At 74.1% G+C, this 25,636-nt stretch carries 21 protein-coding genes and 2 pseudogenes; 11 read left to right on the forward strand and 12 right to left on the reverse strand.

Translation table 11 applies throughout. The features are described 5' to 3' along the window. Together DY240_RS16320 and DY240_RS16325 are read right to left on the reverse strand one after the other, a co-directional pair. Positions 1-330: pseudogene (locus tag DY240_RS16320) on the reverse strand (hypothetical protein); the annotation flags it as partial. Between the two features lie 85 nt (positions 331-415). Beyond that, positions 416-1,654, reverse strand: a complete 1,239-nt coding sequence (locus DY240_RS16325; protein ID WP_119660908.1) for a phosphotransferase — start codon at positions 1,652-1,654, stop codon at positions 416-418. Positions 1,655-1,904: 250 nt separating this feature from the next. Here DY240_RS16325 and DY240_RS16330 point away from each other — a divergent pair, with 250 nt between their 5' ends. From DY240_RS16330 to DY240_RS16340, 3 genes are read left to right on the forward strand one after another with little or no spacing between them, the layout of a single operon-like run. Beyond that, a complete protein-coding gene (locus DY240_RS16330) occupies positions 1,905-3,254 on the forward strand; it encodes a hemolysin family protein (RefSeq protein ID WP_119660909.1) in 1,350 nt (449 codons plus the stop codon). Next, positions 3,251-4,267 carry a hemolysin family protein gene (locus DY240_RS16335; protein WP_119660910.1) on the forward strand — a complete coding sequence of 339 codons (1,017 nt, stop codon included), beginning with the start codon at positions 3,251-3,253 and terminating at the stop codon, positions 4,265-4,267. The genes DY240_RS16330 and DY240_RS16335 overlap by 4 nt, the downstream gene beginning before the upstream one ends. Continuing rightward, the gene (locus tag DY240_RS16340) at positions 4,264-5,067 is read left to right on the forward strand and encodes an SAM hydrolase/SAM-dependent halogenase family protein (RefSeq protein ID WP_119660911.1); all 804 of its coding nucleotides are present in this window, start codon (positions 4,264-4,266) and stop codon (positions 5,065-5,067) included. The genes DY240_RS16335 and DY240_RS16340 overlap by 4 nt, the downstream gene beginning before the upstream one ends. On the opposite strand, the gene DY240_RS16345 is transcribed toward DY240_RS16340, so the two are convergent. Then, positions 5,057-5,371: a hypothetical protein gene (locus DY240_RS16345; RefSeq protein WP_119660912.1), complete on the reverse strand. Its 315-nt coding sequence runs from the start codon at positions 5,369-5,371 to the stop codon at positions 5,057-5,059. The genes DY240_RS16340 and DY240_RS16345 overlap by 11 nt on opposite strands. Continuing rightward, positions 5,368-5,946, reverse strand: a complete 579-nt coding sequence (locus DY240_RS16350; protein ID WP_119660913.1) for a TetR/AcrR family transcriptional regulator — start codon at positions 5,944-5,946, stop codon at positions 5,368-5,370. Before DY240_RS16350 ends, DY240_RS16345 begins: the two co-directional genes overlap by 4 nt. 265 nt (positions 5,947-6,211) lie before the next feature. On the opposite strand from DY240_RS16350, the gene DY240_RS16355 reads away from it, so the two are divergent. Next, positions 6,212-6,538 carry a YciI family protein gene (locus tag DY240_RS16355; protein ID WP_119660914.1) on the forward strand — a complete coding sequence of 109 codons (327 nt, stop codon included), beginning with the start codon at positions 6,212-6,214 and terminating at the stop codon, positions 6,536-6,538. Between the two features lie 3 nt (positions 6,539-6,541). On the opposite strand, the gene DY240_RS16360 is transcribed toward DY240_RS16355, so the two are convergent. Next, positions 6,542-7,291, reverse strand: coding sequence for a quinone oxidoreductase family protein (locus DY240_RS16360; RefSeq protein WP_199701614.1), 750 nt, complete (start codon positions 7,289-7,291; stop codon positions 6,542-6,544). Continuing rightward, positions 7,288-8,250 carry a hypothetical protein gene (locus DY240_RS16365; RefSeq protein WP_119660915.1) on the reverse strand — a complete coding sequence of 321 codons (963 nt, stop codon included), beginning with the start codon at positions 8,248-8,250 and terminating at the stop codon, positions 7,288-7,290. Before DY240_RS16365 ends, DY240_RS16360 begins: the two co-directional genes overlap by 4 nt. Positions 8,251-8,340: 90 nt before the next feature. On the opposite strand from DY240_RS16365, the gene DY240_RS16370 reads away from it, so the two are divergent. Continuing rightward, on the forward strand, positions 8,341-8,913 hold the full coding sequence (locus tag DY240_RS16370) for a TetR/AcrR family transcriptional regulator (protein ID WP_119660916.1): 573 nt from the start codon (positions 8,341-8,343) through the stop codon (positions 8,911-8,913). Between the two features lie 94 nt (positions 8,914-9,007). Next, complete coding sequence (locus tag DY240_RS16375) at positions 9,008-11,224, forward strand: MMPL family transporter (protein WP_119660917.1); 2,217 nt, start codon at positions 9,008-9,010, stop codon at positions 11,222-11,224. Between the two features lie 565 nt (positions 11,225-11,789). Here DY240_RS16375 and srmL read toward each other — a convergent pair. From srmL to DY240_RS34120, 5 genes and pseudogenes are all read right to left on the reverse strand, one after another. Then, positions 11,790-12,938 (reverse strand): PheS-related mystery ligase SrmL, encoded by a 1,149-nt coding sequence (gene srmL, locus DY240_RS16380; protein ID WP_119660918.1) that lies wholly within the window; start codon positions 12,936-12,938, stop codon positions 11,790-11,792. Positions 12,939-13,089: 151 nt separating this feature from the next. After that, entirely contained in the window at positions 13,090-13,542 is a 453-nt protein-coding gene (locus DY240_RS16385) for an SRPBCC family protein (RefSeq protein WP_119660919.1), read from the reverse strand. Between the two features lie 11 nt (positions 13,543-13,553). Continuing rightward, positions 13,554-14,978, reverse strand: coding sequence for a sulfatase family protein (locus DY240_RS16390; RefSeq protein WP_199701617.1), 1,425 nt, complete (start codon positions 14,976-14,978; stop codon positions 13,554-13,556). Next, complete coding sequence (locus tag DY240_RS16395) at positions 14,975-16,630, reverse strand: amylo-alpha-1,6-glucosidase (RefSeq protein WP_119660920.1); 1,656 nt, start codon at positions 16,628-16,630, stop codon at positions 14,975-14,977. The genes DY240_RS16390 and DY240_RS16395 overlap by 4 nt, the downstream gene beginning before the upstream one ends. Positions 16,631-16,759: 129 nt before the next feature. Then, positions 16,760-17,375 (reverse strand): annotated as a pseudogene (locus tag DY240_RS34120) (glycogen debranching N-terminal domain-containing protein); the annotation flags it as partial. A 111-nt stretch (positions 17,376-17,486) separates the two neighbouring features. Between DY240_RS34120 and DY240_RS16405 the strand changes: the two are divergent. The 5 genes from DY240_RS16405 to DY240_RS16425 all read left to right on the forward strand — a co-directional run bounded on the left by DY240_RS16405 (position 17,487) and on the right by DY240_RS16425 (position 22,509). After that, entirely contained in the window at positions 17,487-18,545 is a 1,059-nt protein-coding gene (locus tag DY240_RS16405; protein ID WP_119660922.1) for a LacI family DNA-binding transcriptional regulator, read from the forward strand. Positions 18,546-18,547: 2 nt separating this feature from the next. Beyond that, on the forward strand, positions 18,548-19,816 hold the full coding sequence (locus DY240_RS16410; RefSeq protein WP_119660923.1) for a sugar ABC transporter substrate-binding protein: 1,269 nt from the start codon (positions 18,548-18,550) through the stop codon (positions 19,814-19,816). Between the two features lies 1 nt (position 19,817). Beyond that, positions 19,818-20,894 carry a carbohydrate ABC transporter permease gene (locus DY240_RS16415; RefSeq protein ID WP_199701619.1) on the forward strand — a complete coding sequence of 359 codons (1,077 nt, stop codon included), beginning with the start codon at positions 19,818-19,820 and terminating at the stop codon, positions 20,892-20,894. Beyond that, positions 20,891-21,820, forward strand: a complete 930-nt coding sequence (locus DY240_RS16420; RefSeq protein WP_119660924.1) for a carbohydrate ABC transporter permease — start codon at positions 20,891-20,893, stop codon at positions 21,818-21,820. Before DY240_RS16415 ends, DY240_RS16420 begins: the two co-directional genes overlap by 4 nt. A 167-nt stretch (positions 21,821-21,987) precedes the next feature. Next, positions 21,988-22,509: an AAA family ATPase gene (locus DY240_RS16425; RefSeq protein WP_119660927.1), complete on the forward strand. Its 522-nt coding sequence runs from the start codon at positions 21,988-21,990 to the stop codon at positions 22,507-22,509. A gap of 19 nt (positions 22,510-22,528) precedes the next feature. Here the strand turns inward: DY240_RS16425 and DY240_RS16430 are convergent, their stop codons facing one another. Next, on the reverse strand, positions 22,529-25,468 hold the full coding sequence (locus DY240_RS16430; RefSeq protein WP_199701621.1) for a helix-turn-helix transcriptional regulator: 2,940 nt from the start codon (positions 25,466-25,468) through the stop codon (positions 22,529-22,531). Positions 25,469-25,636 lie beyond the last annotated feature (168 nt).

Here is a 25,636-nt window from a genome sequence, read left to right on the forward strand (position 1 = left end):
CGGGCTCGTGGCCGTCGCCGCGGAGGCGGGGTCGGCGGAGCTGTTCGCCGAGGTGGCCGAGACCGCGCCGGCCGGCGAGGCCGCGGAGTTCGCCGAGGCCGGACTGGCCGGGCTGCTCGCGCTGGCCGGGCCGGCGGGCGATGCCGCAGAGGCCGGCGAGTTCGCCGAGGTCGCCGACGACGGCGCGGAGGAGTCCGACGGTGCGTCGGTCACCCCGGCGGCCGGCGGCTGTGCCCCGTTGAGGATGGGTGCGGCCACGGCGGTGCCGGCGCCGAGGCCCAGAGCCGCCATCGTCCCGACCGCGAGCCACGTCTTCTTCTGGAGCTTCATCGTTTCCTCCTGTGAATTGCCGGACGCCGGAGAACTCCGGCGCCTTGTGCTGACCAGACCAGACTCGCTGGGTGACATGAGCCGGTCAGGAGAGCCGCATGAGAGCGTTCTCAGCGGCGCCCTTGCCACCCGCCGCGGCCGCGTCGAGCCAGCGCTCGGCCAGGCCGACGCGGTCGGCGGTGGCCCGTTCCCAGTCCGGGTCCTGCGCCCGGTAGGGGCCGGTGGCCAGCGACAACGTCACGCCGGCGGCCCGCAGCCGGAGCTCGGCGGGGTCCGCCTGACGCGACAGGAGGGGCAGCCACTCGGTCAGGGCCGCACGCGCGCCCGCGGCCGCGGCGAACGGGCCGGTCGCCAGGACGGAGAGGTGGGCGAGCAGACAGCCCAGGTCGTCGGAGCGGCGGCCGGGGCCGATCGTGTCGATGTCGAGCAGCCCGCTGATCGCGCCGTGCTCGACGAAGAGCTGGGCGTCGTAGAAGTCGCCGTAGGTGGGCTCGTCGCCCTCGTCGTACGCGTCGAGCCCGGACGAGACCGTCGCGGCCAGCGACCGCACCCGCGGGCCCAGCGACGGCGAGGCGGCCGCGATCACCCCGGCGTAGTGCGACGCGTGCGCCGACCACGGCGCCCGCCGTGGCAGGCCGGCGACCTCGGGCGGCAACCGGTCCAGCGTCGCCACGAGCTCGCCGGGGTCGCGCAGCGCCGTCGCGCCCGACTCCAGGGCGACCCGCAGCGGCGTCCCGCGCAGCGGCGCCAGCACGATGATCCCGTCGTCGCTCCAGCCGAGGGTGCGCGGTACCGGGACGCCGGCCGCCGTCAGCACGCGGTGCCGGCTGTCGACGTCGCGGACCTGGCGCGGGCGCAGCACCTTGACGAACAGCCGGTGCCGCGACGTCACCACCTCGACGACGGCGCGCTTGCGCGGCCGGTACGAGACCACCCGCAGCTGCACGCCGTCCGGTGAGAGGCCGAGCCCGCGCAGCAGATCGCCGACGGACGACGGGAAGCAGGCGGCCGCGAGTCCCGGCAGCTCGGGGTCGAACGGGAACCGCCACACCTGCACGTACCGGTCGCCGTCGGTGACCACCAGGCCGCCCGACGGCCGTGAGCCGGACACCGTCGCCGCGAACGTCTCCTCCCGCTCGCCGTCGGCCCACGCCACACGCGCGTCGTAGGACGCGGTCGTGCGGTCGCCGGGGCGGTGGTCGACGTCGCGCAACGTCCAGCCGAGCAGCGTCCCGCCGGCCGGCGTCAGCGCGGCGTCGAGGATGTCGGGGACGGACGGGCCGGTCAGCAGCGCGAGGCCGGGGTCGGTGGACGGTCCGGGCACGCCCGCCAGCGTGACCGCCGTCCATGAGAGGCCGGTGAGCCGCGCATGAGACGGCTCTCATCCACGGCGCGGCACCGTCGTGACGCGGTGGCCCGCACCCGCCCCGGTAAGCTGATGCCATCACGTCGCATCGGGGGTTCGCGCATCGGGCGCGCCCCCTCTCGAAAGGAGCTGTGTCCGCCGTGCAGACGGACGCGTCAAGTCGCATTCGTTCCTCACGCCACCGTGACGCCGGGCCGGGAGCCGGCCGATGACCGCCGCGGTCGCGATTCTCGCGGTCTTCGTCCTGACGTTCGGGACGGCCTATTTCGTGGCGCAGGAGTTCGCCTATGTCTCGGCCGACCGGGTCGAGCTCGCCCGCCAGGCCGACGCCGGCGACAAGAGAGCCGCCTCGGCCATCCGGGTCATGGAGCGCCTGTCCTTCATGCTGTCGGCCGCGCAGGTCGGCATCACCGTCACCGGCCTCATCGTCGGTCTCATCGCCGAGCCCGCGTTCGCGCAGGTCGTCCGTCCGTTGCTGGAGTCCGCGGGGCTGCCCGACAGCGCCGTCCCGGGCGTCTCGGTGGCCGTCGGGTTCGCCGTCGCGACCATCATCCAGATGGTGCTCGGCGAGCTGTTCCCGAAGAACCTCGCGCTGGCCACGCCGGAGCGGCTGGCCAAGGTGCTGGCGGCGTCGACCCACGTCTACCTGGCCGTCAGCGGCCCGCTGGTGCGGCTGTTCGACAACTCCGCCGCCTGGCTGCTGCGCAAGGCCGGCATCGAGCCCGTCGAGGAGCTGCATCACGGCGCCACGCTGGAGGAGCTCGGCCACGTCATCGGCGAGTCCGAGGCGGGCGGCTCGCTGTCGTCGCAGCTGTCCGGCATCCTCGGCCGCGCCCTGTACTTCTCCGAGCACACCGCCGGCGAGGCCATGGTGCCGCGGCCCGACGTGCGCGGCGTGCGCGCCGACGCCGCCGCGGCCGCCGTCGTCGAGCTGGTCGCCACCCACGGCCACTCCAACTACCCGGTCCGCGGTGAGGAGACCGACGAGGTCGTCGGCGTCGTCGGCGTGCGCGAGCTGATGGACGTCGCGCCCGCTGACGTCGCTTCCACCCTGGTCCGCGACATCGCCCGCCCGCCGCTGCTGGTCCCCGACAGCCTGCCGCTGCCCGCGCTGGTCGAGCGCATGCAGGACGCCGGCGACGAGTTCGCCTGCGTCGTCGACGAATACGGCGGCCTGGCCGGCATCGTCACGCTCGAGGACGTCTCCGAGGAGCTGTTCGGTGACATCACCGACGAGACCGACCAGCAGGCCGTCCCGGTGACCCGCGACGGCGACTGGTGGCAGCTCGACGCCGGGCTGCGGGTCGACGAGGCCGCCGCGCGCACCGGCCTGCCGCTGCACGAGTCCGACGACTACGACACCGTCGCCGGCCTCATCGTCGCCGAGCTGGGCCGGTTCGCCGAGCCCACCGACCGCCTCGTCGTCGGCACCGACGTCGACGGCCGCGACCGCGTCGAGATCGAGGTCGTGACGGTCGCGCGGCACGTGCCCGAGCTGGTGCGGCTGCGCCGGCCCGGCCTCGTGCGCACCGACGGGAACGCGGAGGCCGCCCCGTGAGCCCGGTCACCGCGATCCTCGTCACCGTCGCCCTGCTGATCGCCAGCGGGTTCTTCGTCGCCGCCGAGTTCGCTCTGGTCGGCGCCCGGCGGCACCGCATCGAGCAGGCCGTCGCGGCCGGCCGGCGCGGCGCCAAGGCGGCGCTGGCCGGCATCCGTGAGCTCTCGCTCATGCTGGCCGGCGCCCAGCTCGGCATCACCATGGTGGTGGTCGGCCTGGGCATGGTGTCCGAGCCGGCCTTCCACCACCTCCTGGAGCGGCCCCTGCACGCCATCGGGCTGCCGGACGGCACCGCCGACGTCGTCGCGCTGGTCATCGCCCTGACGGCGGTGACGTTCCTGCACGTCGTGGTCGGCGAGATGGCGCCGAAGTCGTGGGCCATCGCGCATCCCGAGCAGTCGTCGATGATCCTGGCGCCGCTCTTTCGAGCCTACGCCTTCGTCGTCCGCTGGCTGCTGGTGCTGCTCAACGGCATCACCAACCGGCTGCTGCGGCTGGTCCGGGTGACACCGCGGGACGAGATCGTCACGATCCGCAACCGCGAGCAGCTGCACCAGCTGGTCCGCGAGTCCAACCGGCTCGGGCTGATCGGCGCCGACGACTACGGCCTGCTCACCCGCGCGCTGGTCGCGCCGGAGCAGCAGGTGCGGACGGTCATGGTGCCGGCCGGGCGGATCGTGTCGGTCCCGGCCGATGCCGGACCGCAGGACGTCATCGACGCCGGCCGGCGCAGCGAGCGCACCCGGCTGGTGGTGCGCGACGGCGACGGGGTCGCGGTCGGCGCCGTCCACGTGCGCGGTGCGTTGACCGCCAGGGCGGCCGGCACGCCGTGGACCGCGGGCGACGCCGCGCTGCCCGTCCCGCTCATCCCGGACGGCGCCGACCTCGCCCGGGCCGCCGACGTGCTGCGCGACGCGCGGTCGCAGCTGGGCATCGTCGTCGACGCCGACGGAGCCGAGGCGGGGCTGGTGGCCATGGACGACGTCGTCACGGCGGTGCTGGTGAACCGATGACCGCCGGATGGGTCGCCTTCCTGACCGACTACGGGCTGGCCGACGGCTACGTCGCCGCGTGCCACGGCGTGATCGCGCGCATCGCGCCGTCGGCCCGGGTGATCGACGTGACGCACGAGGTGCCGGCGCAGGACGTGCGGCACGGCGCCGTCGTCCTGGCCGACACGCTGCCGTACCTGCCCCCGTCGATCGTGCTGGCCGTCGTCGACCCCGGGGTGGGCACCCGGCGCCGCGCGGTCGCCGTCGTCGCCGGCGAGCACGTGCTCGTCGGGCCGGACAACGGCCTGCTGGCGTGGGCGGCCGACGCGGCCGGCGGTGCCGAGCGCGCGGTCGAGCTGACGGCGCCGGAGTACCGGCTGGCGACCGGCGCGACGACGTTCGACGGGCGCGACGTGTTCGCGCCCGCCGCGGCGCACCTGGCCGCGGGCGTCGACCTGTCGGCGCTGGGCCCGCCGGTCGACGTCGACTCACTGGTCCGGCCGCCCGACCCATGGCTGCGGGTGGCGTCGGAGACCGTCGAGGCCGAGGTGCACGTCGTCGACCGGTTCGGCAACGTCGCGCTGGCTGCCGGCGCGGCCGAGCTGACGGCGGCCGCCCTGGACGGGCACACCCGGCTGCGGGTCACCGTCGGGGCGCGGTCGTCGTACCTGCCGCTGGCGGCGTCGTTCGCGGCGGTGCCGGAGGGCGACCCGCTGCTGGTGATCGACTCCGCCGGGCGGCTCGCGCTGGCGGTGAACCGGGGCAACGCGTCGACGGCGCTGCGGCTGCGCCCCGGCGACCGGGTGACGATCAGCGCGTAGCGTTCCACGGCCGGCGGCGCCCCCAGACGTCGGCGCGCCAGGTGCGCGCGTGCACCAGCCCGACGGCGAGCACGCCCAGCGCCGCGGCCGACCAGCCCGGCCACGGGTGCGCCGGAACGTCGGCGAAGTGCCAGGCCAGCGCGCCGATGACGAGCAGGAACCAGCCGCTGACGACGTTGACGACGGCGCCGTCGCCGAACGGGCCCGGGTTCACGGTGCGGCCGGTGCTGCCCTCGACGAAGTAGGGCAGCCCGTTGCCGGCGAAGAAGCCCGCGACGAACGCGAGCAGGACGGTGACGATCACGATGTCGCTCCATGGACGAGAGGGAGGATGACGGCGTCGGCCAGCCGGTCGAGGAACGCGTCGTCGAGCGGCTCGCCGGTGACGAACAGCCGGGAGAACAGCAGCGCCGAGGCGACCTCGGCGATCAGCTCGTGGTCGGCGGAGGCCGGGGCTTCGCCCCGTGCGGCCGCACGCCGCAGCGCCGGGGCGAACGCGTCGCGCTTCACCCCGATGAGCCGGGCCCGGACCGCCGTCGCGAGCGCGGGGTCGTCGCGCATCGCCGTCAGCAGCCCCAGGACCAGCGCGGCGCTCTCACCGGCGAGCCGATCGCGCATCGGCTGGAGCAGACCGAGCAGGTCGCCCCGCAACGTGCCGGTGTCGGGGGCGGCATGGTCCGCGGCGGCGGTGTGCCGCTCGATCGCGGCGATCACCAGCTCCGCCTTCCCGGACCAGCGCCGATAGATCGTCGCCTTGCTCGCCCTCGCTCGCGCTGCGACGGCGTCCATCGTGAGCGACCCGTAGCCGATCGCGGCCAGCAGCTCCAGCGTCGCTCGCAGGACGGCGTCCTCGCGCTGCTCGCCCCGGGTGGGGACCATCGGCGGCTCCTCGAAGTGAACGAAACGGTTTCGTACACATTAGGCTGCGATCCCGTGGCCGCGCAACCCAGCGCCCGTCTCCCCGGCCCCGCCCCACTCCCCGAGTTGATCTTGGAGTTGTTCGGCAATTGTGGTCCGTTTTGTCCGATAGATGGCCGCAGAACTCCAAGATCAACTCGGGGTCGGGAAGGGGAGGTGTCGAATCGGCGTGGGCAGCTCCGACGTCACGGGTGAGAGCTCTCGCAGCGCACCCCGAGGTGATCCGATGAAGTACCTGATCCTGATCTACCGCGACCCCCACACGTCCGGGCCCGGCCACGACGCGCACGCCGCGCTGGCCCGCGACCTCGCCGGCGGTGGCGAGCTGATCCTGGCTGAGACGCTGGCCGACCCGTCGCAGACCAAGCGCGTGCACGCCGGCGAAGTCGTCGACGGGCCGGTCCCGGACGCGGGCGCGCAGCCGGCCGCCTTCTACCTGGTCGAGTGCGAGACCCTGGACTGCGCCGTCGCGCACGCCGCGCGGGCGCCGGAGGCCGCCGTCGGCCGGGTCGAGGTGCGCCCGGTCCTCTGCCCCGGCGGCCTGGAGATGTGACCGTCAGGTCAGGTCGATCACCCGCTTGCCGCGGGCGTGCCCGGTCGCGACGGCGCGGTGGGCGGCCGCGACCTGGTCCAGCGGATAGCGCCGGTCGACGACGGGGCGCAGCGCGCCGTCGTCGGCGTACCGGGTCAGCGCGACGAGGTCGTCGCGGCGGGCCCTGACCTGGACGATCCGGATGCGCGGGCCGGGCAGCAGGGCGGTGGCGAGCGCGAAGGGGACCGCCCGGGTAGCGGTGGTCGCCATCCTCCCGCCGTGCGCGAGCAGCCGCCGGTAGTCGCGCGCGCGGGCACCGTGCAGGTCGGCGACGGCGTCGAAGGCGCGGTCCGCGGGCAGCGGCGCCGTCAGGCCCACGGTCGGCAGCGCCGCGGCGGCCACCAGGTCCGCGTCCGCCGGGGCCGGTGCGCAGCGGTCCGCCCGCATCACCGCGTACTCCGCGACGGTGCCGAGCCGCTTCGGCAGCCCGCCGCGGTAGGCCCACACCCGGTCGCCGGCCGCGAGGTCGTCGACGCGGTCGCCGGCCGCGACCACCTCGCCGGCGAGGTCCAGTCCCGTGCCGCGGGGGAGCCGGGCGCCGATCCGCATGCGGCCGGACCGGAACAGCGCGTCGCCCGGGTTCACGCTGGCGCCGTGCACCCGGACCAGCACCTCCCGCGGCCCCGGCCGCGGGACGTGGACGGTGTCGACCCGCAGCACGTCCGGCCCGCCGTAGCGGTGGTAGCGGGCCGCCCTCATCGTCGCCGGGATCATGCCGGCACCGCCTCGGCGACGCGCTGGGCGCGGCGGACGCCGAGCGCGAACAGCGCGACGCCACCGGCCAGCCAGAACGTCAGCACCAGCAGCGGCTCGGCCGCACCGGCGCCGTCGAAGTAAGCCGCCGAGCGCAGCAGGCTCCCCGTCGCGCCCGGCGGCAGCAGCTGGCCGAGCGCACCCCAGCCGGCCGGCAGCAACTCCGGCGCGCTGGCCAGCCCCGACAGCGGGTTGCCGAGCAGGATCAGCACGACGGCGCCGACCGCCAGCCCGGCATTGCCGAGCGCCGTCCGCAGCCCGAGGATCGTCCACGCGGTCGCGGAGATGCCCAGCGCCGCGGCGCCCGCCGTCGCCCAGTACGCGCCGTCGAACGTGCCGAACCCGAACCGCAGCAGTGCGGTCAGCGCCAGCCCGGCGACGACGGCGAACGCGGCGGCGCCGGCGGCCTGCCGGCCCGGCCCGCGCACCGTCATGAGCAGGACGACCGCGGCGATCCAGCCGCCGAGGGCCAGTGGCAGCGCGCCGGCGGACAGTCCCGCGCCGCTGGGGTCGTCGGCCGGGAACGGACGGACGTCGGTGACGGTCTCGACGCCCAGCTCGGCGCCGAGAGCGCGCAGCCGCGTCGCGACGGCGTTGCTCGCGGCCGTCGCGACCAGCAGCTCGTCCGGGCGGCCGGTCGCGTCGAGCACGATCGCGCCGTAGGCCGCGCGGTCGAGAAGCAGCGCGCGGGCCGCGTCAGTGTCGGCGGCCTCCGTGACGGCGTAGCCCTGGCCGTCCAGCTCGGCGGCGAGGCCGTCGTCGCCGTCGCCGGCGATCGCCACCGGCAGGTCGTGCGGGCCGGAGTGCAGCGGCGGCAGCGCGAAGGCCGACAGCAGCACGACCAGCAGCACCGTCAGGCCGGTGACCACGATGGCGAGCTGTCGCCAGGCCGGCAGCGGGCTCGGGGTCGGATCGGACATCGTCTCCTCCAATAAGAAACGCTGAGTATCTTACGGGCGATGACGATAGGCTAGCCGCGATAAGAAACGCAACGTTCCTTGGAGGAGTCGATGGCGGAGACGCGCCGACGCGGTGAGGTGCTCGAGGCGGCCATCGCCGAGGCCGTCTGGGCCGAGCTGGCCGAGTCCGGCTACGCCGGGCTGACGGTGGGCGCAGTCGCCGAGCGGGCCCGGACCAGCAAGGCCGTCCTCTACCGCCGCTGGCCGGGCCGCGCGGGCCTGGTGATGGCCGCCTTGGCGCACCACGCGCCGACCACCGAGGACGTCCCTGACACCGGCAGCCTGCGCGGCGATCTGCTCGTGCTGCTCCGCGCCATCGCCGCCGGTGTGTCGGGACGCAGCATCGACGCGCTCTGGGGGCTGCTCACCGAGTCCGCGCGCGACCCGGAGCTGGCTGCGCTGGTCCGCGAGCGGCTGGCCGAGCTGCAGCGCAGCGGGCCGGTCGTCGCCATCTTCGACCGGGCCGTGGCCCGCGGCGAGGTCGACGCCGCCCGCGTCACCCCCCGGCTGCTGCGGCTGGCGCCCGACCTCCTGCGCAGCGAGCTGCTCGTCTACGGAGCGATCAGCGACGCCGCGGTCGTCGAGATCGTCGACGAGGTCGTGCTGCCGCTCGCCGGAGTGTGAGGCGCGTCGCGTTCGGGCCGGAGGTGTCACACCCGCCGGGCGGCGCGGGTCTCGTGTGCGGACATCGACGAGACGCACACGAGGTGGAGACACGATGGCGAGGAGACTGGCGGGGTTCGTGACGCGCCGGCGGCGGGCGGTGCTGATCGTGGCGGTGCTGCTCGCGCTGCTCGGCGGGGCGACGAGCACGTCGCTGTTCGGCAAGCTGTCGGCCGGCGGCTTCGACGACCCGGGGTCGGAGTCCGGGCGGGCGGCGGACCTGCTCGAGGACGCGTTCGGCCAGTCGCCGCCCAACCTGGCGCTGCTGGTGACGGCGGACGGCGCGGACGGCGTCGACGGCGCGGCCGCGACCGAGGCCGGCACCCGGCTGGCCGAGGGGCTGGCCGGCGAGGAGCAGGTCCGCGACGTCGTCTCCTACTGGACGTCCGGCCGGCTGCCGCAGCTGCGCAGCGAGGACGGCGGCCGCGCGCTCGTCCTGGCCACCATCACCGGCGACGAGACCGCCGTCAACGAGCGGGTCGGCGAGCTGGCCTCCGAGTACGGAGGCTCGGCGGGCGACGGGGTCACCGTCGAGGTCGGCGGCTACGCGGCCTTCTCGCACGAGCTGACCGAGCAGAGTGAGCGCGACGTCGTCACCGGCGAGCTGATCGTCTTCCCCGTCACTCTGGTGGCGCTGGTCCTGGTGTTCGGCGGGGTCGTCGCGGCGCTGCTGCCGCTGGCCGTCGCGGCGGCGACGTCGCTGCTGGGCATGGGGCTGCTGTGGGTGCTCGCCGAGGTGACCGACCTGTCGGTGTTCGCGGCCAACGTGGTGACGCTGGCCGGCCTCGGCCTGGCCATCGACTACAGCCTGCTCATGGTCAACCGGTACCGAGAGGAGCTGGCCGGCGGCCGCGCGGTGCCCGAGGCGATCCGGGCCACGCTGGCCTCGGCCGGGCGGACCGTCGTGTTCGCCTCGCTGACGGTGTGCATCGCGCTGGCCACGCTGATCCTGGTGCCGCTGCCGGCGATCCGGTCCATCGGGTACGCGGGCGTGCTGACCGCGCTGCTGGCCGCGGCGGCGTCGCTGCTCGTCCTGCCGGCGCTGTTCGCGGTGCTGGGGGCGCGGGTCGGGACGCCGCGGCTGCGTCGCCGGCGTCAGCCGGGCGCGGACGGGTTCTGGCACCGGCTGGCGGTGTTCGTGATGCGCCGGCCGCTGCCGATCGCGACCGTCGTGACGGCGGTCCTGCTGCTGCTCGGCGCGCCGTTCCTCGGGATGAAGCTCGGCTACCTCGACGAGCGGGTCATGCCGGCGTCGTCCGAGGCCCGGCAGGTGGCGGAGGCGATCCGCACCGAGTTCCCGACGGGGGAGCAGGACGCGCTGCAGGTGGTGGCGCCGTCCGGGCTCGGGGACGGTGGCGCCGACGGCGTCGCGACGTACGCCGAGCGGCTGTCGCTGCTGGAGCACGTCGGCCGCGTCGACACCGTCACCGGCAGCTACGCCGACGGCGCCCCGGTGGTGCCCGCGTCGCCGGCGCACCAGCGGTTCGCCGCCGGCGACGCCGTCTACCTGTCCGTCGTGCCCGAGCCCGGGACCGTCGAGCAGACCCGCGACCTGGTCGGCGCCGTCCGCGCCACCGACGCGCCGGCCGAGGTCCTGGTCGGCGGCGCGGCCGCGATGGCCGAGGACGCCGACCGGTCGCTGCTGGACGTGCTGCCGTGGGCGCTCGGTGCGGTCGGCCTGGCGATGGTCGTGCTGCTGTTCCTGCTCACCGGCAGCGTCGTGCTGCCGTTCCTCGCGCTGGTGCTGAGCACGCTCAGCCTCACCGCGACGTTCGGCGCGATGGTGTGGATCTTCCAGGACGGCCACCTGTCCGGCCTGTTCGACTTCACCGTCACCGGCACGACCATCTCGACGGTGCCGGTGATGCTGTTCGCGCTGGCCTTCGGCCTGGCGATGGACTACCAGGTGTTCATGCTGTCGCGGATCCGCGAGGAGTACGACCGCGGCGCGTCGCCGACGGCGGCCGTGGCGCACGGCCTGGAGAAGGTCGGCCGCATCGTCACCGCCGCGGCCGTCCTCATCTCGATCGTGTTCCTCGCGTTCCTGGTCTCCGACATCACGCTGATGAAGGCCTTCGGCGTCGGGCTGCCGCTGGCGGTGCTCATCGACGCGACGCTGATCCGCGGCGCCCTGCTGCCGGCGACCATGCGGCTGCTCGGTCGCGTGACGTGGTGGGCGCCCACGTGGCTGCGCCGGGCGCACGCCCGGTTCGGCCTGCGCGAGTCGGCCGAGGGTGACTTCGTGCGCGAGCCGGTTCACGCTTCTCGGTGACTCGCATCTGTACGTTGACCCGTCCCCCTGCTGCCCGATTGTCTTGGCCGCGGGTGCGCGCCTCAAGTCCGCGGCCTCTGCTGGGTGCTCTTCGCTGTGGGTGGGGGCCTTGGACTTGACCCGCGCGCCCGCGGCGAAGAACGGGCAGCTATCAGGGGGACGGGGGGAGTGTGGCGACGCCTGCCTGGGGGCGTTCCGTCCGTTTCTGTGTGAGGTTGGTGTCGCTGGGTGTCCACGTGGTGAGATTTCGCCGCGATTCGGGGGGCATCACGAGGATTACCCCAGCGTCAACACCCCTACAGGCATGGTGAAGCTCGGGCAATCCTCGTGATGTAGGCGATCGTGGATGATTATCGCTGTCCGCAGCCCGACAAAGCGGGACGAAACGGGCACACCGAGCGTGAGGCGTGCCCACATCCTCCCCGTCCCCCTGATAGCTGCCCGTTCTTCGCCGCGGACGGGCGAGTCAAGCGGTCATCGTCGCGCGAAGCGCCATTAGTCCGCTTGACGCGCACGTTCGCGGCAAGAGAATGGGGCAGCAGGGGGACGGGGAGCCCAGCCCACGTCACCGGCGCACTTGGACCCCGGCGAGGGCGGCGGCGACGCGGTCGCGCAGGGCGTTGGTCTCCTCGCTGGTCAGCGTCCGGTCGACCGGGCGGAGCACGAGCCGGAGCAGGACGTTCTCCTGGTCCGGCCGCATCGCCAGCCGCAGCCGCGCCGCCTCCGGCAGATCGGCGTACGGCGTGGTCGACAGGACGGAGACCTCCTCGACGAGGTCGGCGTCGGGCCCCAGAGCCTCACGGATGCGGTCGCCGAGTACTTCGGCGTCCGATCCGGCGGCGACGGCGACGGAGATGTCGCGGCGCGCCGGTGGCAGGTCGGACACCGGCTGGTACGGCGTCAGATCCAGCAGCTGCTCGGCCACGCGCGGGTCGGTGGAGCGGAGCAGCCGGATGTCCGGGATGCCCTTGCGCAGCATCAGCACACGGTCCAGGCCCATGCCGAGCGCCAGCCCGCTCCACGACGACGGCGACAGGCCGGCCGCGGACAGCACCTCCGGCGCGGCCAGCCCGCACTCGGCGATCTCGACCGGCTGGCCGTCGTGGATGGCCTCGACCTCGCGCCCGCCCGTGGTGTACGGGTGCGACGTCGCGGTCCAGCGCCAGTGCGTGCCCGGCAGGACAGCGCCGACCAGCGCCGTCACCAGGTCGTGCAGGTCGTCGTGGTCGAGCCGGCGCCCGCCGCGGCGCAGCAGCCAGAGGTCGAGCTGGTGCGGCGTGCCGGTGTGCAGGCGGTCGATGGAGTCGCGGCGGTGGCAGATGCCGGGCAGCACCAGCAGTACGTCGCGCGCCGGAGCGGCGGCCGAACTGGCCAGCGCACGCAGCGCCGGCGGCACCCCGGCCGAGGTGTGGCTGCGCAACATGGTGGTGTCGCTGACGTAGCGGGTGTAGCGGACGTCGCGCGAGACGGCGTCGCGCTGGTAGCCGAGGCGGTCGTAGTTGTCCTCGACGGCGACGACGGGGCGCGAGCGCAGCACGCGGACGTCGGCGCCCCACCGCTCACCGAGCGCGGACGCGGCGGCGGAGACGAGGAGCTGCAGGGCGTGCGGGCCCTGCGCGGGATCGGTGAGGTCGCGCAGCGAGAGCGCGTCGACCAGAGCGGGCAGCGACAGCGGCTGCGGCCGGCTGTCGGAGGAAGCCAGAGATACGGTCATGACCAGGCCTTTCGCGGGAAAGCGACGGGAAGCGAATGGAGGCTCCCCCGGCCGGTCGTCCGCGAAGGGTCAGGCGTGCGTACCCTCCGGGCGGCGGACGTTCGCCGACCGGGGGCCGCTAAACCAGCGCTGACCTGGCATGTTCATGAGACTAGCCGATCGCGAGATGATCGGCCAGGCGCGAGAGGCTGTCGTGCCAGCCCTTGAGGTGGTCGTCGCGCTGCTCCTCGGTGGGGTTGTGGCTGTGCGTCACGACCACCTCGGTGCCGCCCTGGTCGGACGGGGCCAGCCGGACGGCGACCCGGCTGGCGGGTGCGCTGTCGCCGTCCCACGACCAGATGTAGGTGATCAGGCGGGGCGGCCGGATCTCGCCGAAGAGGCCGCGGATGGCGATGTTGTGGCCGGCGGCCAGGCCCGCCGTACGGAAGGTGAACCGGCCGCCGGGTCTGGCGTCGGTTTCGTAGATCGCCGCGAACGCGGCCGGCCAGAACCAGCCGGACAGCCGTCGTGGCTCGGTGAACATCGGGAAGACGTCGTCAGGGTCGGCGTCGACCACCACCGAGACGACGGCGGTGGCGGCATCAGGGGTGGATGACTCGACCATGGTTGGGCACTTTAGGGCATTTCGCTACATCCTGACGAGGGGCTGCCCAGCGCCTCGTCGCCGAGCTCGCGGCGCAGCCGATCCAGCTCGTCGCGCAGCTCGCGCCGCACGCCGTCGTAGGCCGGATCGTCGTACCGGCTCGTCAGCTCGGCCGGGTCGTCGACCAGGTCGAACAGCTCCCACTCCGGCTCCGTCCGAATGTCCGACGCGCCCGGGACGCCGAAGCCCTCGCCGTAGTAGTGCACCAGCTTGTGCGTCGCCGTGCGCACGCCGACGTGCGCGGGGACGTGGTGGCTGCCGTCCAGGTGCTCCCAGTACCGGTAGTACATCGACGTGCGCCAGTCGGCCGGCCGCTCGCCGCGCAGCAGCGGGCGCAGGCTCCGGCCCTGCATGCGCGGGTGGACGGGGACCCCGGCGAGGTCGAGGAAGGTCGGCGCGAAGTCGACGTTCAGCGCCATGGCGTCGGTCGACGTGCCCGGCGCGACCTCACGCGGGTAGCGCACCAGCAGCGGCATCCGCAGCGATTCCTCGTACATGAACCGCTTGTCGTACCAGCCGTGGTCGCCCAGGAAGAAGCCCTGGTCGGAGGAGTACACGACGACGGTGTCCGCGGCCAGGCCGTGGTCGTCGAGGGCGTCGAGCAGCCGGCCGGTGTTGTCGTCGATGGACGCGACGCAGCGCAGGTAGTCCTTGATGTAGCTCTGATAGGCCCAGCGGGTCCGGTCCGGCTCGGACAGCCCGGCCGGCCAGGGCGCCTTGAGGTCGCGCTCGTTGAGGTCGCGGCCGATCCGCATGCGGGCCTCGCGCGCCGCCCGGCCGCGCCCGGAGTAGTCGTCGAACAGCGTGGGCGGCTCCGGCACGTCGACGCCGTCGAACAACCCGAGATGGGCGATGTCGGGGTCCCAGCTGCGATGCGGCGCCTTGTGCCACAGCAGCAGACAGAACGGCCGGTCGGGGTCGCGCTGCTCGATCCGCTCCAGCGCGAGGTCGGTGAGCACCGTCGTCGTGTAGCCGGGGACGGTGCGCCGGCCGCTCGTGCTGAGCAGCTCGGGGTTCCAGTACTCGCCCTGGTCCTCGAGGATCTCCCACGAGTCGAACCCGTGCGGGTCGTGCTCGCCGCCGTGGCCGAGGTGCCACTTGCCGACCAGCCAGGTCTGGTAGCCGGCGTCGCGCAGCAGCCCGGGGAACGACGGTTGACGGGCGTCGAGATGCGTGCTCAGCGTCCGTACGCCGTTGACGTGGCTGTACGTGCCGGTGAGGATCGACGCCCGGCTCGGCGCGCACAGCGCGTTCGTGCAGAACGTCGCGTCGAACCGCATGCCCTCGGCGGCGATCCGGTCCAGGTGCGGCGTCGGCATCAGGTCGCCGCCGTACGCCGAGATCGCGTGCGCCGCGTGGTCGTCGCTGAGGACGACGACCAGGTTCGGCGCCGTCACGCGCCCGTCTCCACCGTCAGCGGCGCGGAGGTGCGCACGTCGGCGCGGCCCGCGGCGTCGACCGTCACGGCCAGTGGGTGGCCCACCACCCGCAGGCCCTCGACCCGCAGCGGGAACCAGCCGGCGAACGCCGGGTCGGGCGCCACCCGCAGCGTTCCCGCCGGCGCGTCCGCCGTCAGCCCGAGTGCGGCCTGCAGCAGCGCGACGACCGTCGCGGCCGACCACGCCTGCGGCCGGCACGCCGCCGGATAGGCGAGCACCGGCTCGCCGGCGCGGGCGTCGGTGCCGGCGAACAGCTCCGGCAGCCGGTACGCGAAGTCCGGCGCGACGCGCAGCAGCCCGCCGGCCAGCGACGCCGCGACGCCGGGGAAGCCGTCGGCGGCCAGCCCGCGGACCGCGATCGCGGTGTCGTGCGGCCAGATGCTGCCGGCGTGGTAGCCGAGCGGGTTGAACCCGGCCGCGTCGGCGCTCATGGTGCGCAGCCCGTAGCCGGCGTCGAGGTCGGGCCGGCCGAGCCGGTCGGCGACGACGGCGGCCTCGTCCGGCCCGAGCAGCCCGGTGCCGAGCAGGTGGCCGAGGTTCGACGTGACGGTGTCGACCGGCCGCTTCGCGCCGTCGAGCGCGATGGCGGGGAACCGGCCCTTCGCGTCGGACACCCAGAACGCGGCCGCGAACCGCTCGCGCAGCGCCGCCGCCCACTCGCGCAGCCGGCCGGACCCGGGACGGCCGAACGCGTCGAGCAGCGCGGCGCCGGCCAGCGCCGCCTCGTGGGCGTAGGCCTGCGCCTCGCTCAGCGCGATCGGCGGCTCGGCGATCGTCCCGTCGGGGAACTGGATGGAGTCGCCGGAGTCCTTCCAGCCCTGGTTGGCCAGGCCGTGGCCGCTGGTGTCGACGTACTCGAGGAAGCCGTCGCCGTCGGGGTCGGCGTCGATGGTCAGCCAGCGCAGCGCGGCCTCGAGCGGATCGAGCAGCTCGGCGACCTCCGCCGGCGGCAGGCCCCAGCGCCACGCGTCGTGCAGCAGGCACACCCACAGCGCGGTGGCGTCGACGGTGCCGAAGTAGACCGGCGGCAGCGACGTCCCGGCCGACGGGACGCGCACCTCGTGCAGGATCTTCCCCGGCGCTTCGGCGGTCGCGGGGTCGTGCACGCGGCCCTGCCGTCGGGCCAGCGTGCGCAGCGTCCCGCGCGCCAGGCCGGTGCCCAGCGGCAGCGTGAACCGAGCCGCCCACAGCGAGTCGCGGCCGAACAGCGTGAAGAACCACGGGCTGCCGGCGGCGAGGAACGTGTCGGACGGATCGAGCGGGTCCGACAGCGCCAGCGCCGCGAGGTCGTCGACGCTGCGCTCGGTCAGCCGGGCGAGGTCGGACCGGCCGGTGACCGAGACCGCGTCCCAGCCGGCGCCGTCGGCGGGCCCGAACGCGTTGGCCGGCGGGCCGCCCGTGAACGCGACGGTCACCTCGACGTCCGCCGTCCACGACGACCGCGGCGCCAGCTCGACCGTCCAGCTCAGCACGGCGCCGGTGTCGTGCGGCTCGACGGCGGCGCCCGGCGCCGTCACGGTCGTGCGCACGTCGCCGCCGTCCCACGTGACGGTGCCCGGCCGCCCTCCACGGGAGTTGATCTTGGAGTTGTTCGGCCATCTATCGGGCATATCGGACGCTATTGGCCGCCTTTCTCCAAGATCAACTTCTCGGGGGGTGGGGGTGGAGGCGGGGGCGGGGATGGGGGTGGATGAGGTGACGGACGTGGGCGGGCGGCCGTCGCGCTGGGCGCCGTCGTNTGGATGAGGTGACGGACGTGGGCGGGCGGCCGTCGCGCTGGGCGCCGTCGTGCTTGATCTCGCCGGCGCCGGCGAAGTCGGCGGCGACGTGCACGCGGACGGTGGCGGCGATCGGCTCCCGCGCGTTGTTCACCAGCTCCAGCCGGTCGGCGACGCCGTCGGCGCGGGCGAAGCGCTGCCGCTCCAGCCGCACGGTCGGGTCGGCGCCGGGGTCGCCGAGGTGCCGGACGATGCCGGTGAAGTGCGCGTGCCCGGCGCCGCGCAGTCCGTGCCCGGCCGGCTCGGGCTCGTGGCCGTCGACGTCGACGCGCAGCTCGGAGAGGATGCGCCGGTCGTGGCTGAGCACGCCCTGGGCGCCGGCCGCGCGGATCTGGCCGTCGGCGCCGGACAGCGCCGCCGTGGGTGCCTTGACGCAGCTGACGAGGTCGTGCAGGAACGGCTGCGGCACCGGGCCGCGGGCCGGGGAAACGGTCACGACGGTGATCCTTCCGTCATCTCGTGCAGAAGTCGGGGTCATGCAAAGCTCGCGAATTCTCTCCTGGCAACATCCGCCCTGGACCGAGGACTCAGGGGACCTTCGGCCCCCATCGCCCTCGGTTTTGCATGACCCCTCCATGGACTTGACAGAACAGTCGACGCGTTCTTAACTCTGAACCAGATCCCATTTTTGAACGATCAAACACGCTACCAACCCGCTTTTGATCGTTCAACACGTCAAGGAGGACGCATGGCGACACCGGAGAGCGGTGCCACGCTCGAGAGCGTCGCGTCCGCGGCCGGGGTGTCGCGGCAGACGGTGTCCAACGTCCTCAACGCGCCCGAACGGGTGGCGCCGGAGACCCGGGAGCGGGTCGAGCAGGCCATTCGAGCGCTGCGGTACCGGCCCAACCGGTCCGCCCGGTCGCTGCGCACCCGCATGAGCAACCTGCTCGGCTACTGTGTCCAGCCGGCCGCCGCCGGCAACCTCAACCCCGTCCTCGACCGGTTCGTGCACGCGGTCACCGAATCGGCCGCCGAGCACGGCTTCCACGTCCTGCTCTTCACGGCGCCCGCGGGCAGCGCCGGGCTCGACCGCTACGCCGAGCTGCTGGCGCAGCGGGCCGTCGACGGGTTCGTCCTGGCCGACACCGTGGTCGCCGACCCGCGGCCGGGCTGGCTCACCGAGCAGGGCGTGCCGTTCGTCGCGTTCGGCCGCAGCTGGTCCGGCCCCGACCGCGGCCGCTGGGTCGACGTCGACGGCGCGGCAGGCATGACCGAGGCGGTCGAGCACCTGCATGCCCTCGGCCACCGCCGCATCGCGTTCATCGGCTGGCCGGAGGGCTCCGGCGTCGGCGACGACCGCGTCGCCGGCTACACCGCGGCCTGCCTGCGCCTCGGGCTGGATCCACGCATCGTCCGGGCCGAGGGCGGCGCCGGCACCGGCCGCGCGCTGGCCGGCACCCTGCTCGACGGCCCCGAGCCGCCGACGGCGCTGGTGTGCGTCAGCGACGAGTCGGCCTACGGGGCGCTGCGGGCGCTCGCCGACCGCGGCCTGCGCCCGGGTGAGGACGTCGCCGTCGTCGGCTTCGACGACACGCCGGCCGCCCGGCTGCCCGGCGTCGACCTCACCAGCCTGTCCCAGCCGATCGAGCAGATCGGCCGCGAGGTCGTCCAGATGTTGCTCGGCCTGCTCGGCGTCGTGGAGCTCCCGCCCGGCCCCGAGCACCGCCTGCTGCGCCCGACGCTCGCCGTCCGGGCCAGCTCCCGTCCCGCCGGACCCGCTCCGGCCGCCCCTACGGAGGCCTGATCATGCGTCAGTTTGCCCGTACTCCACTCGCGGTGGCCGCGGCCGTGGCGGCCGCCACCGTGCTCGCCGCCTGCGGCAGCGGCTTCGACGACGACGGTGACGACGCCGGCTCCGAGGCCACCGGCGCCACGGACGGCGGCGGCTCGCTCACCGTCATGATCGGCTCGTCCGGCGAGGCCGAGACGGTGGCCGTCCAGGACGCCACCGCCCGCTGGGCCGAGGAGTCCGGCACCGAGGTCGAGGTGATCCCGGCCCAGGACCTCGTCCAGCAGCTGCAGCAGGGGTTCGCCGGCGGCAACCCGCCCGACGTCTTCTACGTCAGCCCCGACCGCTTCCGCATGTTCGCCGAGGCCGGGTCGCTGTACCCGTACGGCGACCAGATCGAGGACGCCGACGACATCTACCAGCCGCTGCGCGACGCCTTCACCTACGAGGACGAGCTGTACTGCGCGCCCAAGGACGGCGGTGTGCACGCGCTGGTCATCGACACCGAGGCGTGGGCCGCGGCCGGGCTGACCGAGGCCGACTACCCGCAGAACTGGGACGACCTCGCCGCCGCGGCGCAGGCGCTCACCACCGACGGCAGGGTCGGCCTGGCGTTCACCGGCGACTACAACCCGGTCGGCTCGTTCCTGCTCTCCGGCGGCGGGTTCTTCGTCAACGAGGACCAGACCGAGGTCACCGCCGACACCCCCGAGAACCTCGCAACGCTGGAGTACCTGAAGCAGAACATGGACGCCGGCACGTTCGCGTTCGCGCCGAACATCGACGCGGCGTGGGGCGGCGAGGCGCTGGGCAGCGGCAAGTCGGCCATGACCGTCGAGGGCGCGTGGATCGTCGGTGCCCTGCAGAACGACTTCCCGGACCGCCAGTGGACCGCCGTCCCGCTGCCGGCCGGACCCGGCGGGCAGGCCTCGACGGCGTTCACCAACTGCTGGGGCATCGCCGCGGACAGCGACAACCAGGCCGCGGCCGTCGACCTGGTGAACTTCCTGATGAGCCCGGAGGAGCAGCAGACGTTCGCCGAGGCGTTCGGGCCGATCCCGTCGCGCGCCAGCCTGGCCGACTGGAACGCCGAGACCTTCCCCGAGAAGGCGGCGTTCGCCCAGGGCATGGAGAACTCCCGCACGCAGGTCGCCGTCCCGGGCTTCGAGTCCGTCCTGGCCGACTTCAACACCCAGCTCGAGGGCATGGCCGCCGGCACCGTCACGCCGGAGCAGGCGCTGCAGGCGTTGCAGACCAACGGCGAAGCCGTACTCGCGCAGGAGTGACGTGACCGCGACGGTCACCCGGGAGGCGTCGGCGGGCCGGACCGGCCCGGTCCGCCGGCGCGGCATCTCCGGGCATCTGCGCCAGGAGCGACGTGCCGGCTGGCTGTTCGTCGCGCCGGCCGTGATCGTCCTGGTGGTGTTCCTGTTCGCGCCGATCCTCATGGCGGCGTGGGTCAGCCTGCTGGACTGGAACGGGCAGTCCAGCCCGTTCTCCGGCGACGCCGAGTTCGTCGGGCTGGACAACTACCGCAGCCTGCTGGTGGACGCCGGGCTGCTGCGCGGCGACTTCATGCTGAGCGTGCGCAACACCGTCTACTACGTGCTGTTCAACGTCACCGGCGTGGTCGTCGTGTCGTTCGCGCTGGCGATGGTGGTGAACTCGCACGTGCTGCGCGGGCGGTCGTTCTTCCGGACCATCTTCTACTTCCCGGCCATCACCAGCTCGGTCGCGATCAGCGTGCTGTTCCTCTTCCTGTTCCAGGGGTCCGGCGTCGTGAACGTCGTGTTGTCGTGGGTCGGCGTCGACGGGCCGTCCTGGTTCACCGACCCGCGCGGCGTGCTGCACATCGTGCTGTCGTGGTTCGGCGTCGACGCCGCGCCGGGCGCGCTGGCCGAGACGTCGCTGGGCGGGCTGAGCCTGTGGGACTGGTTCTCCGGGCCGTCGGTGGCGATGTGCGCGCTGATCACGCTGACCATCTGGGCGTCGTCGGGGACGTTCATGCTGTTCTTCCTCGTCGGGCTGCAGGACATCCCGGTCGAGCTGGAGGAGGCGACGGCCATCGACGGCGCCGGCGCCTGGCAGCGGTTCCGGCACCTGACGCTGCCGCTGATGCGCCGCAGCATCGTGCTGGTCGTCACGCTGGCGTTGATCAGCAGCTGGCAGGTGTTCGACCAGGTGTTCATCCTGTCGCAGGGCGCGCCGGCCAAGACGACGCTGACGCCGGCCTACATCTCCTACGTGCGCAGCTTCGGCGACGGTCAGTTCGGTGTCGGCGCCGCGGTCGCGTTCGTGCTGTTCGCGATCATCATCGTCCTCACGCTGGTGCAGCGGTGGGTCGGAAGGGAGCGGCGGGCATGAGCGGGCTGACGTTGCGACGGCGGGCGGCCCGGCCCCCGCGCGAGGCCGTCCCGGTCGTCCTCACCGACCGGTACTCGCCCCTGCCGCGCAAGGTGCTGGTGCGGGTGATCGGCTACGGGCTGCTGGCGCTCGGGACGCTGCTCTACCTGGGGCCGTTTCTCGTGCAGGTGGCGACGTCGTTCAAGACCGACGCCGACGCCGTCGCGAACCCCGTCTCGCTGATCCCGTCGCCGGTGTCGACGGCCGCCTGGGAGATCGTCGCCGGGTCCAACCCGGCCTACTCGGTGCCGGTGTTCCGCTGGCTGGGCAACTCGTTCGTCGTGACGATCTCGGTGACGCTGGGCCGGCTGATCATCGACAGCCTGGCCGGCTACGCGTTGGCGCGGCTGCGCTTCCGCGGCCGGACCGTGGTGTTCGCGGCCGTCGTCGCGGTGCTCGCGGTGCCCGGCGTCGTCCTGCTGATCCCGAAGTTCCTGGTGCTCAACCAGCTCGGCATGTTCGACAGCTACGCCGGGATGATCCTGCCGCTGTTCTGCGACGCCGTCGGCATCCTGCTGATGAAGACGGCGTTCGAGGCGGTGCCGACGGAGCTGGACGAGGCGGCCCGGATCGACGGCGCCGGCGTGTTCCGGACGTTCTGGAGCGTGATCCTGCCGCTGGTCCGCCCGGCGCTCGTGACCGTGACGATCCTGTCCTTCCAGGGGTCGTGGAACGAGTTCACCCACTTCCTCGTCGCGACGTCCGACCCGGATCTGGCGACGATGAACCTCGGCATCGCCCGTCTCACCGCCGGTGACCTGCAGGGGTCGCAGCAGTTCCCGCTGAAGCTGGCGCTGGCGACCCTCTCGACCATCCCGATCGCGATCGTCTACGTCTTCTTCTCGCGGTACTTCATGCGCTCGGGCAACGCCACCGGCCTGAAGTGACCCCGAAATGATCACGTTCAGCACGAAATCTCGTGCCGTACTACGGATGCAAGCGTGTTGAGGCTCGGGTGATCGTGGTGACGTGGTGCGCCGGCCACGGGTGATCTGCCGGAGGCTCGGGGAAATCCCGGTGACGGGTGACCGGCGACCTGGCAGAGTGGCCGCCCGTGTCCAGCGTCTACCTGATCACCGGCATCATGGCCGCCGGCAAGTCCACCGTCGCCCAGGCACTGGCCGAGCGGCTGCCGAAGGCGGCCCATGTGCGCGGCGACGCGTTCCGGAAGGCGATCGTGTCCGGGCGGGTCGACCCGGTGCCGGGCGACGCCGAGGGGATGGCTCAGCTGCGGCTGCGCTACCGCATCGCGGCCGGCGTGGCCGACCAGTACGCGGCCGCCGGGTTCACCGCCGTCGTGCAGGACGTCGTGATCGGTCCGGTGCTCGCAGAGTACGTCGAGCTGGTGCGCACCCGGCCGCTGCACGTCGTCGTGCTCGCGCCGAGCCCGGACGCCGTCGCCGCACGCGAGGCCGGCCGGGACAAGACCGGCTACGGCGCCTGGACGATCGCCGACCTCGACACCTCGCTGCGCGAGGAGACGCCGCGGCTGGGGCTGTGGCTGGACACCTCGGACCTGACGCCGGGGCAGACGGCCGACGCGATCCTCGCCCGGCGCGACGAGGCCGCCGTCTGAGCATCGTCCGGCGGCGCCGTCAGCCGGCGTCGGCGAGCAGCCCGCGCTGGTGGGCGACGGAGACGGCCTCGGTGCGGCTGGCCGCGCCGAGCTTCGTCATGACCCGGGACAGATGCACGCTGACCGTCTTCTCGCTGATGAACAGCTCTTCGCCGACCTTGCGGTTGGTGTAGCCGCGGGCGACCAGCTCGAGGACGGACAGCTCGCGGGGCGTCAGCAGCCCGGCGACCGGCAGCGCCGTGCCGGGCAGCGCGACATGGGCGCGCCGGGCGAGGTCGCGGACGGCGGTGGCCAGCGGCTGCGCGCCCAGCCGGTCGGCGGTCTCGAGGGCGGCGGCGAGCTCGACGGCGGCGGCGTCGCGGTCGCCGCCCGCGACCAGCACCTCGGCCAGCCGCCACCGGGCCAGCGCGACCTGGAAGGGCTCGCCGTAGCCGAATGCCTCGACGAGCGCCCGCCACGGCTCGGCGTCGTTCGAGCCGGACAGCCGGGACTCCTCGGCCCGCAGCCGGGCCAGCCAGGCCACGCCCTCGGGGCCGAGGCGGTCGGCCCGCGGGATGCCGTGCTCGGCGGTCTTCCGGGCCAGTTCGGCGAAGCGTAAGCCCTCGGCGACCGCGGTGGCCTCGGTGCCGGCGTCGTGCTCGATGCGGGCCCGGCGTGCGACGTCGGCGAGGGCGCCGAGCGCCAGCACGGCCAGCCGGATGCCGCCGAGCGGCCAGCGGTCGTCGTCGCCCTTGCGCATGGCGGCGATGGCCTCGTCGGCGAGCCGGACTGCCTCGTCGTGCCGGCCCTGCCAGCCGGCCATCTCGATGCCGGCGATGCCGGCCAGCAGGGCGATCTGGCCGTCGCGGTGCCACTCGGGCCGGACGCGGGCGAGGTCGCGCTGGGCTTCGTCGAACCGGCCCCGGCCGACCTTGATGATGGCCGCCGACGCCGCGAGCAGCGCGGTGATGGTGTCGGAGACCTGCTCGCCCGGTGGGCTGGCAGCCGCGAGCGCCTCGTCCCAGCTGCCGTGCCCGTAGTGGACCATGGCCCGCAGCCAGCGCAGCTCGAGGCCGTACATGCTCCACGTGACGCCCAGCTCGACGGCGCGGGCGACCGCGGCGTCGGCGATGGCGACCGCCTCGTCGAGCAGACCCTGCTCGTACCGGGTGGTGACGAGGTTGAACGACGCCCGCAGCTCGACGTTGGCCGCGCCGACCCGGACGGCGTTCTGCCGCGCCTGCTCGAACAACGCGCAGGCATCCTCGACGGCCCCGCTGCGGAGGTCGTGGAAGGCGAGCGAGATGAGCGCGTCGGACTCGGCGCTGACGCTTCCGACCGCTCGGGCGTCCTCGATGGCCTGCTCGGCGTACGTGCGGGCGAGGTCGTCGCCGGTGGACCAGTGGGTGCGGGCCCGCAGCGCCAGCACCCAGGCGCGGGTGCGGCTGGGCGGCTCGTGCTCGACCAGCTGCCAGGCCTCGGTGATGGCCTTCGTGGCCTCGGACCAGCGGCCGTTGGCCAGCAGCGCCTCGGTGAGCTGACGGCGGACGTCGGCGCGGGTGACGGGGTCGGCGTCGCGGTCGGCCAGTGCGGTGGCCGCCTGCGCGTACGCCAGCGCCCGTTCCGGGTGCCCGGCCGCGCCGGCGACGTAGGCGGCCTTGCGGGTGAGCGCGAGCTCGTCGATGCCCGCGTGCTCGGCGGGGTTCTCGACCGCCGGCCACAGCTCCAGCGCCTGCTCGACGTGGCGCAGCTCGGCCGCCAGCGCGCCGACCCGCATGGCGTCGTCGGCCGCCTTGACCGACGCGGCCAGCGCCGTCGGGAGGTCGTTGCTGCGCAGGCTGTGGTAGGCGAGCGCGCCGGCCAGTTCGTCCTGTTTCAACTCGACGATGCGGCGCGCATAGGCGGCGTGCAGCCGCACCCGCTCGCCCGGCAGCAGGTCGGCGTAGACCGCCTCGCGCAGCAGGGCGTGCCGGAACGTGTAGCCGCCCTGGTCGTCAGTGACGAGGATGTGGTGCTGCAGCGCCTCGCGCAGCGCGGCGTCGAGCTCGGCGTCGGGGAGGTCGACGACCGAGCGCAGCGCGGCGTGCCGGACATGCCGCCGCCCGGTGACGGAGATGGCGCCGACGACGCGCTGGGCGGCCGGACTGAGGGTCTCGACGCGCGTCAGCAGCACGTCGGCCAGCGCGGTGGGGATGCCGCCGGCCGGGCCCGTCGCGCTGGCCGCGACCAGCTCTTCGGCGAAGAACGCGTTGCCCTCGGAGCGCGCCGCGACGTCGGCCAGCAGGTCGGCGTCGATGCTGCCCTCGGCCAGCGCCTCGACGAACGCCAGCGCATCGGCCGGGGCGAACGGGGCGAGGTCGAGCCGCTCGACGACCGGCAGCCGGACCAGCTCCGCGAGCAGCGGCCGCAGCGGGTGCTGCCGATGGAGGTCGTCGGACCGGTACGTGCCGACGACCAGCAGCTGCTGCGCGGCCAGCCGCGAGACCAGGAAGGACAGCAGGTCGCGGCTGGAGGCGTCGCTCCAGTGCAGGTCCTCGACGGCCAGGACCACCGGCGCGTCGTCGCTCAGCTCGGCCAGCACGGTGAACATGGCGTCGAACAGCTGCAGCTGCCCGAGGTCGTTCTCCTCGCCCGACCGCGACGCCGTGGCGGGGGAGCGTCCGATGAGCCCGGACAGCGCCGGCCGGGCATCGACGAGGTCGGGACGCAGCCGCCGCAACTGCTCGACGACCTCCTTGAACGGCAGGTACGGCAGCCCGGCCTCGCCGACGCTGACACACCGGCCCAGCAGCAGGTGGGCGCCGGCCGCCTCGGCCTCGGCGGTGAACTCCGTCAGCAGGCGGCTCTTGCCGACGCCGGCGTCGCCGGAGAGCAGCACGGCGCCGCCGGTTCCCGCGCGGGCGCGGTCGAGCGCCGCGCGCAGCTGGGCGAACTCAGCGTTGCGCGCGGTGAACGGGACTCCGGTACCGAGCCGTGGCACGACACCGATGCTCGCATATCCCTCCGACAGTGTGGTCGGCATCGTCGGCCCGGGTCAGCGGACGACGCTGCCGGGCCGGGGGCGTACCCGGGAAGCGGTCGGCCGGGCCGGCGCCGGGCGGCGGCCCGGGCGCGCGGCGGCGATCGCCTCTTCGGCCCGGGTGCCGCG

Origin of the sequence: Jiangella rhizosphaerae (assembly GCF_003579925.1) — a bacterium.
GTDB lineage: Bacteria > Actinomycetota > Actinomycetes > Jiangellales > Jiangellaceae > Jiangella > Jiangella rhizosphaerae.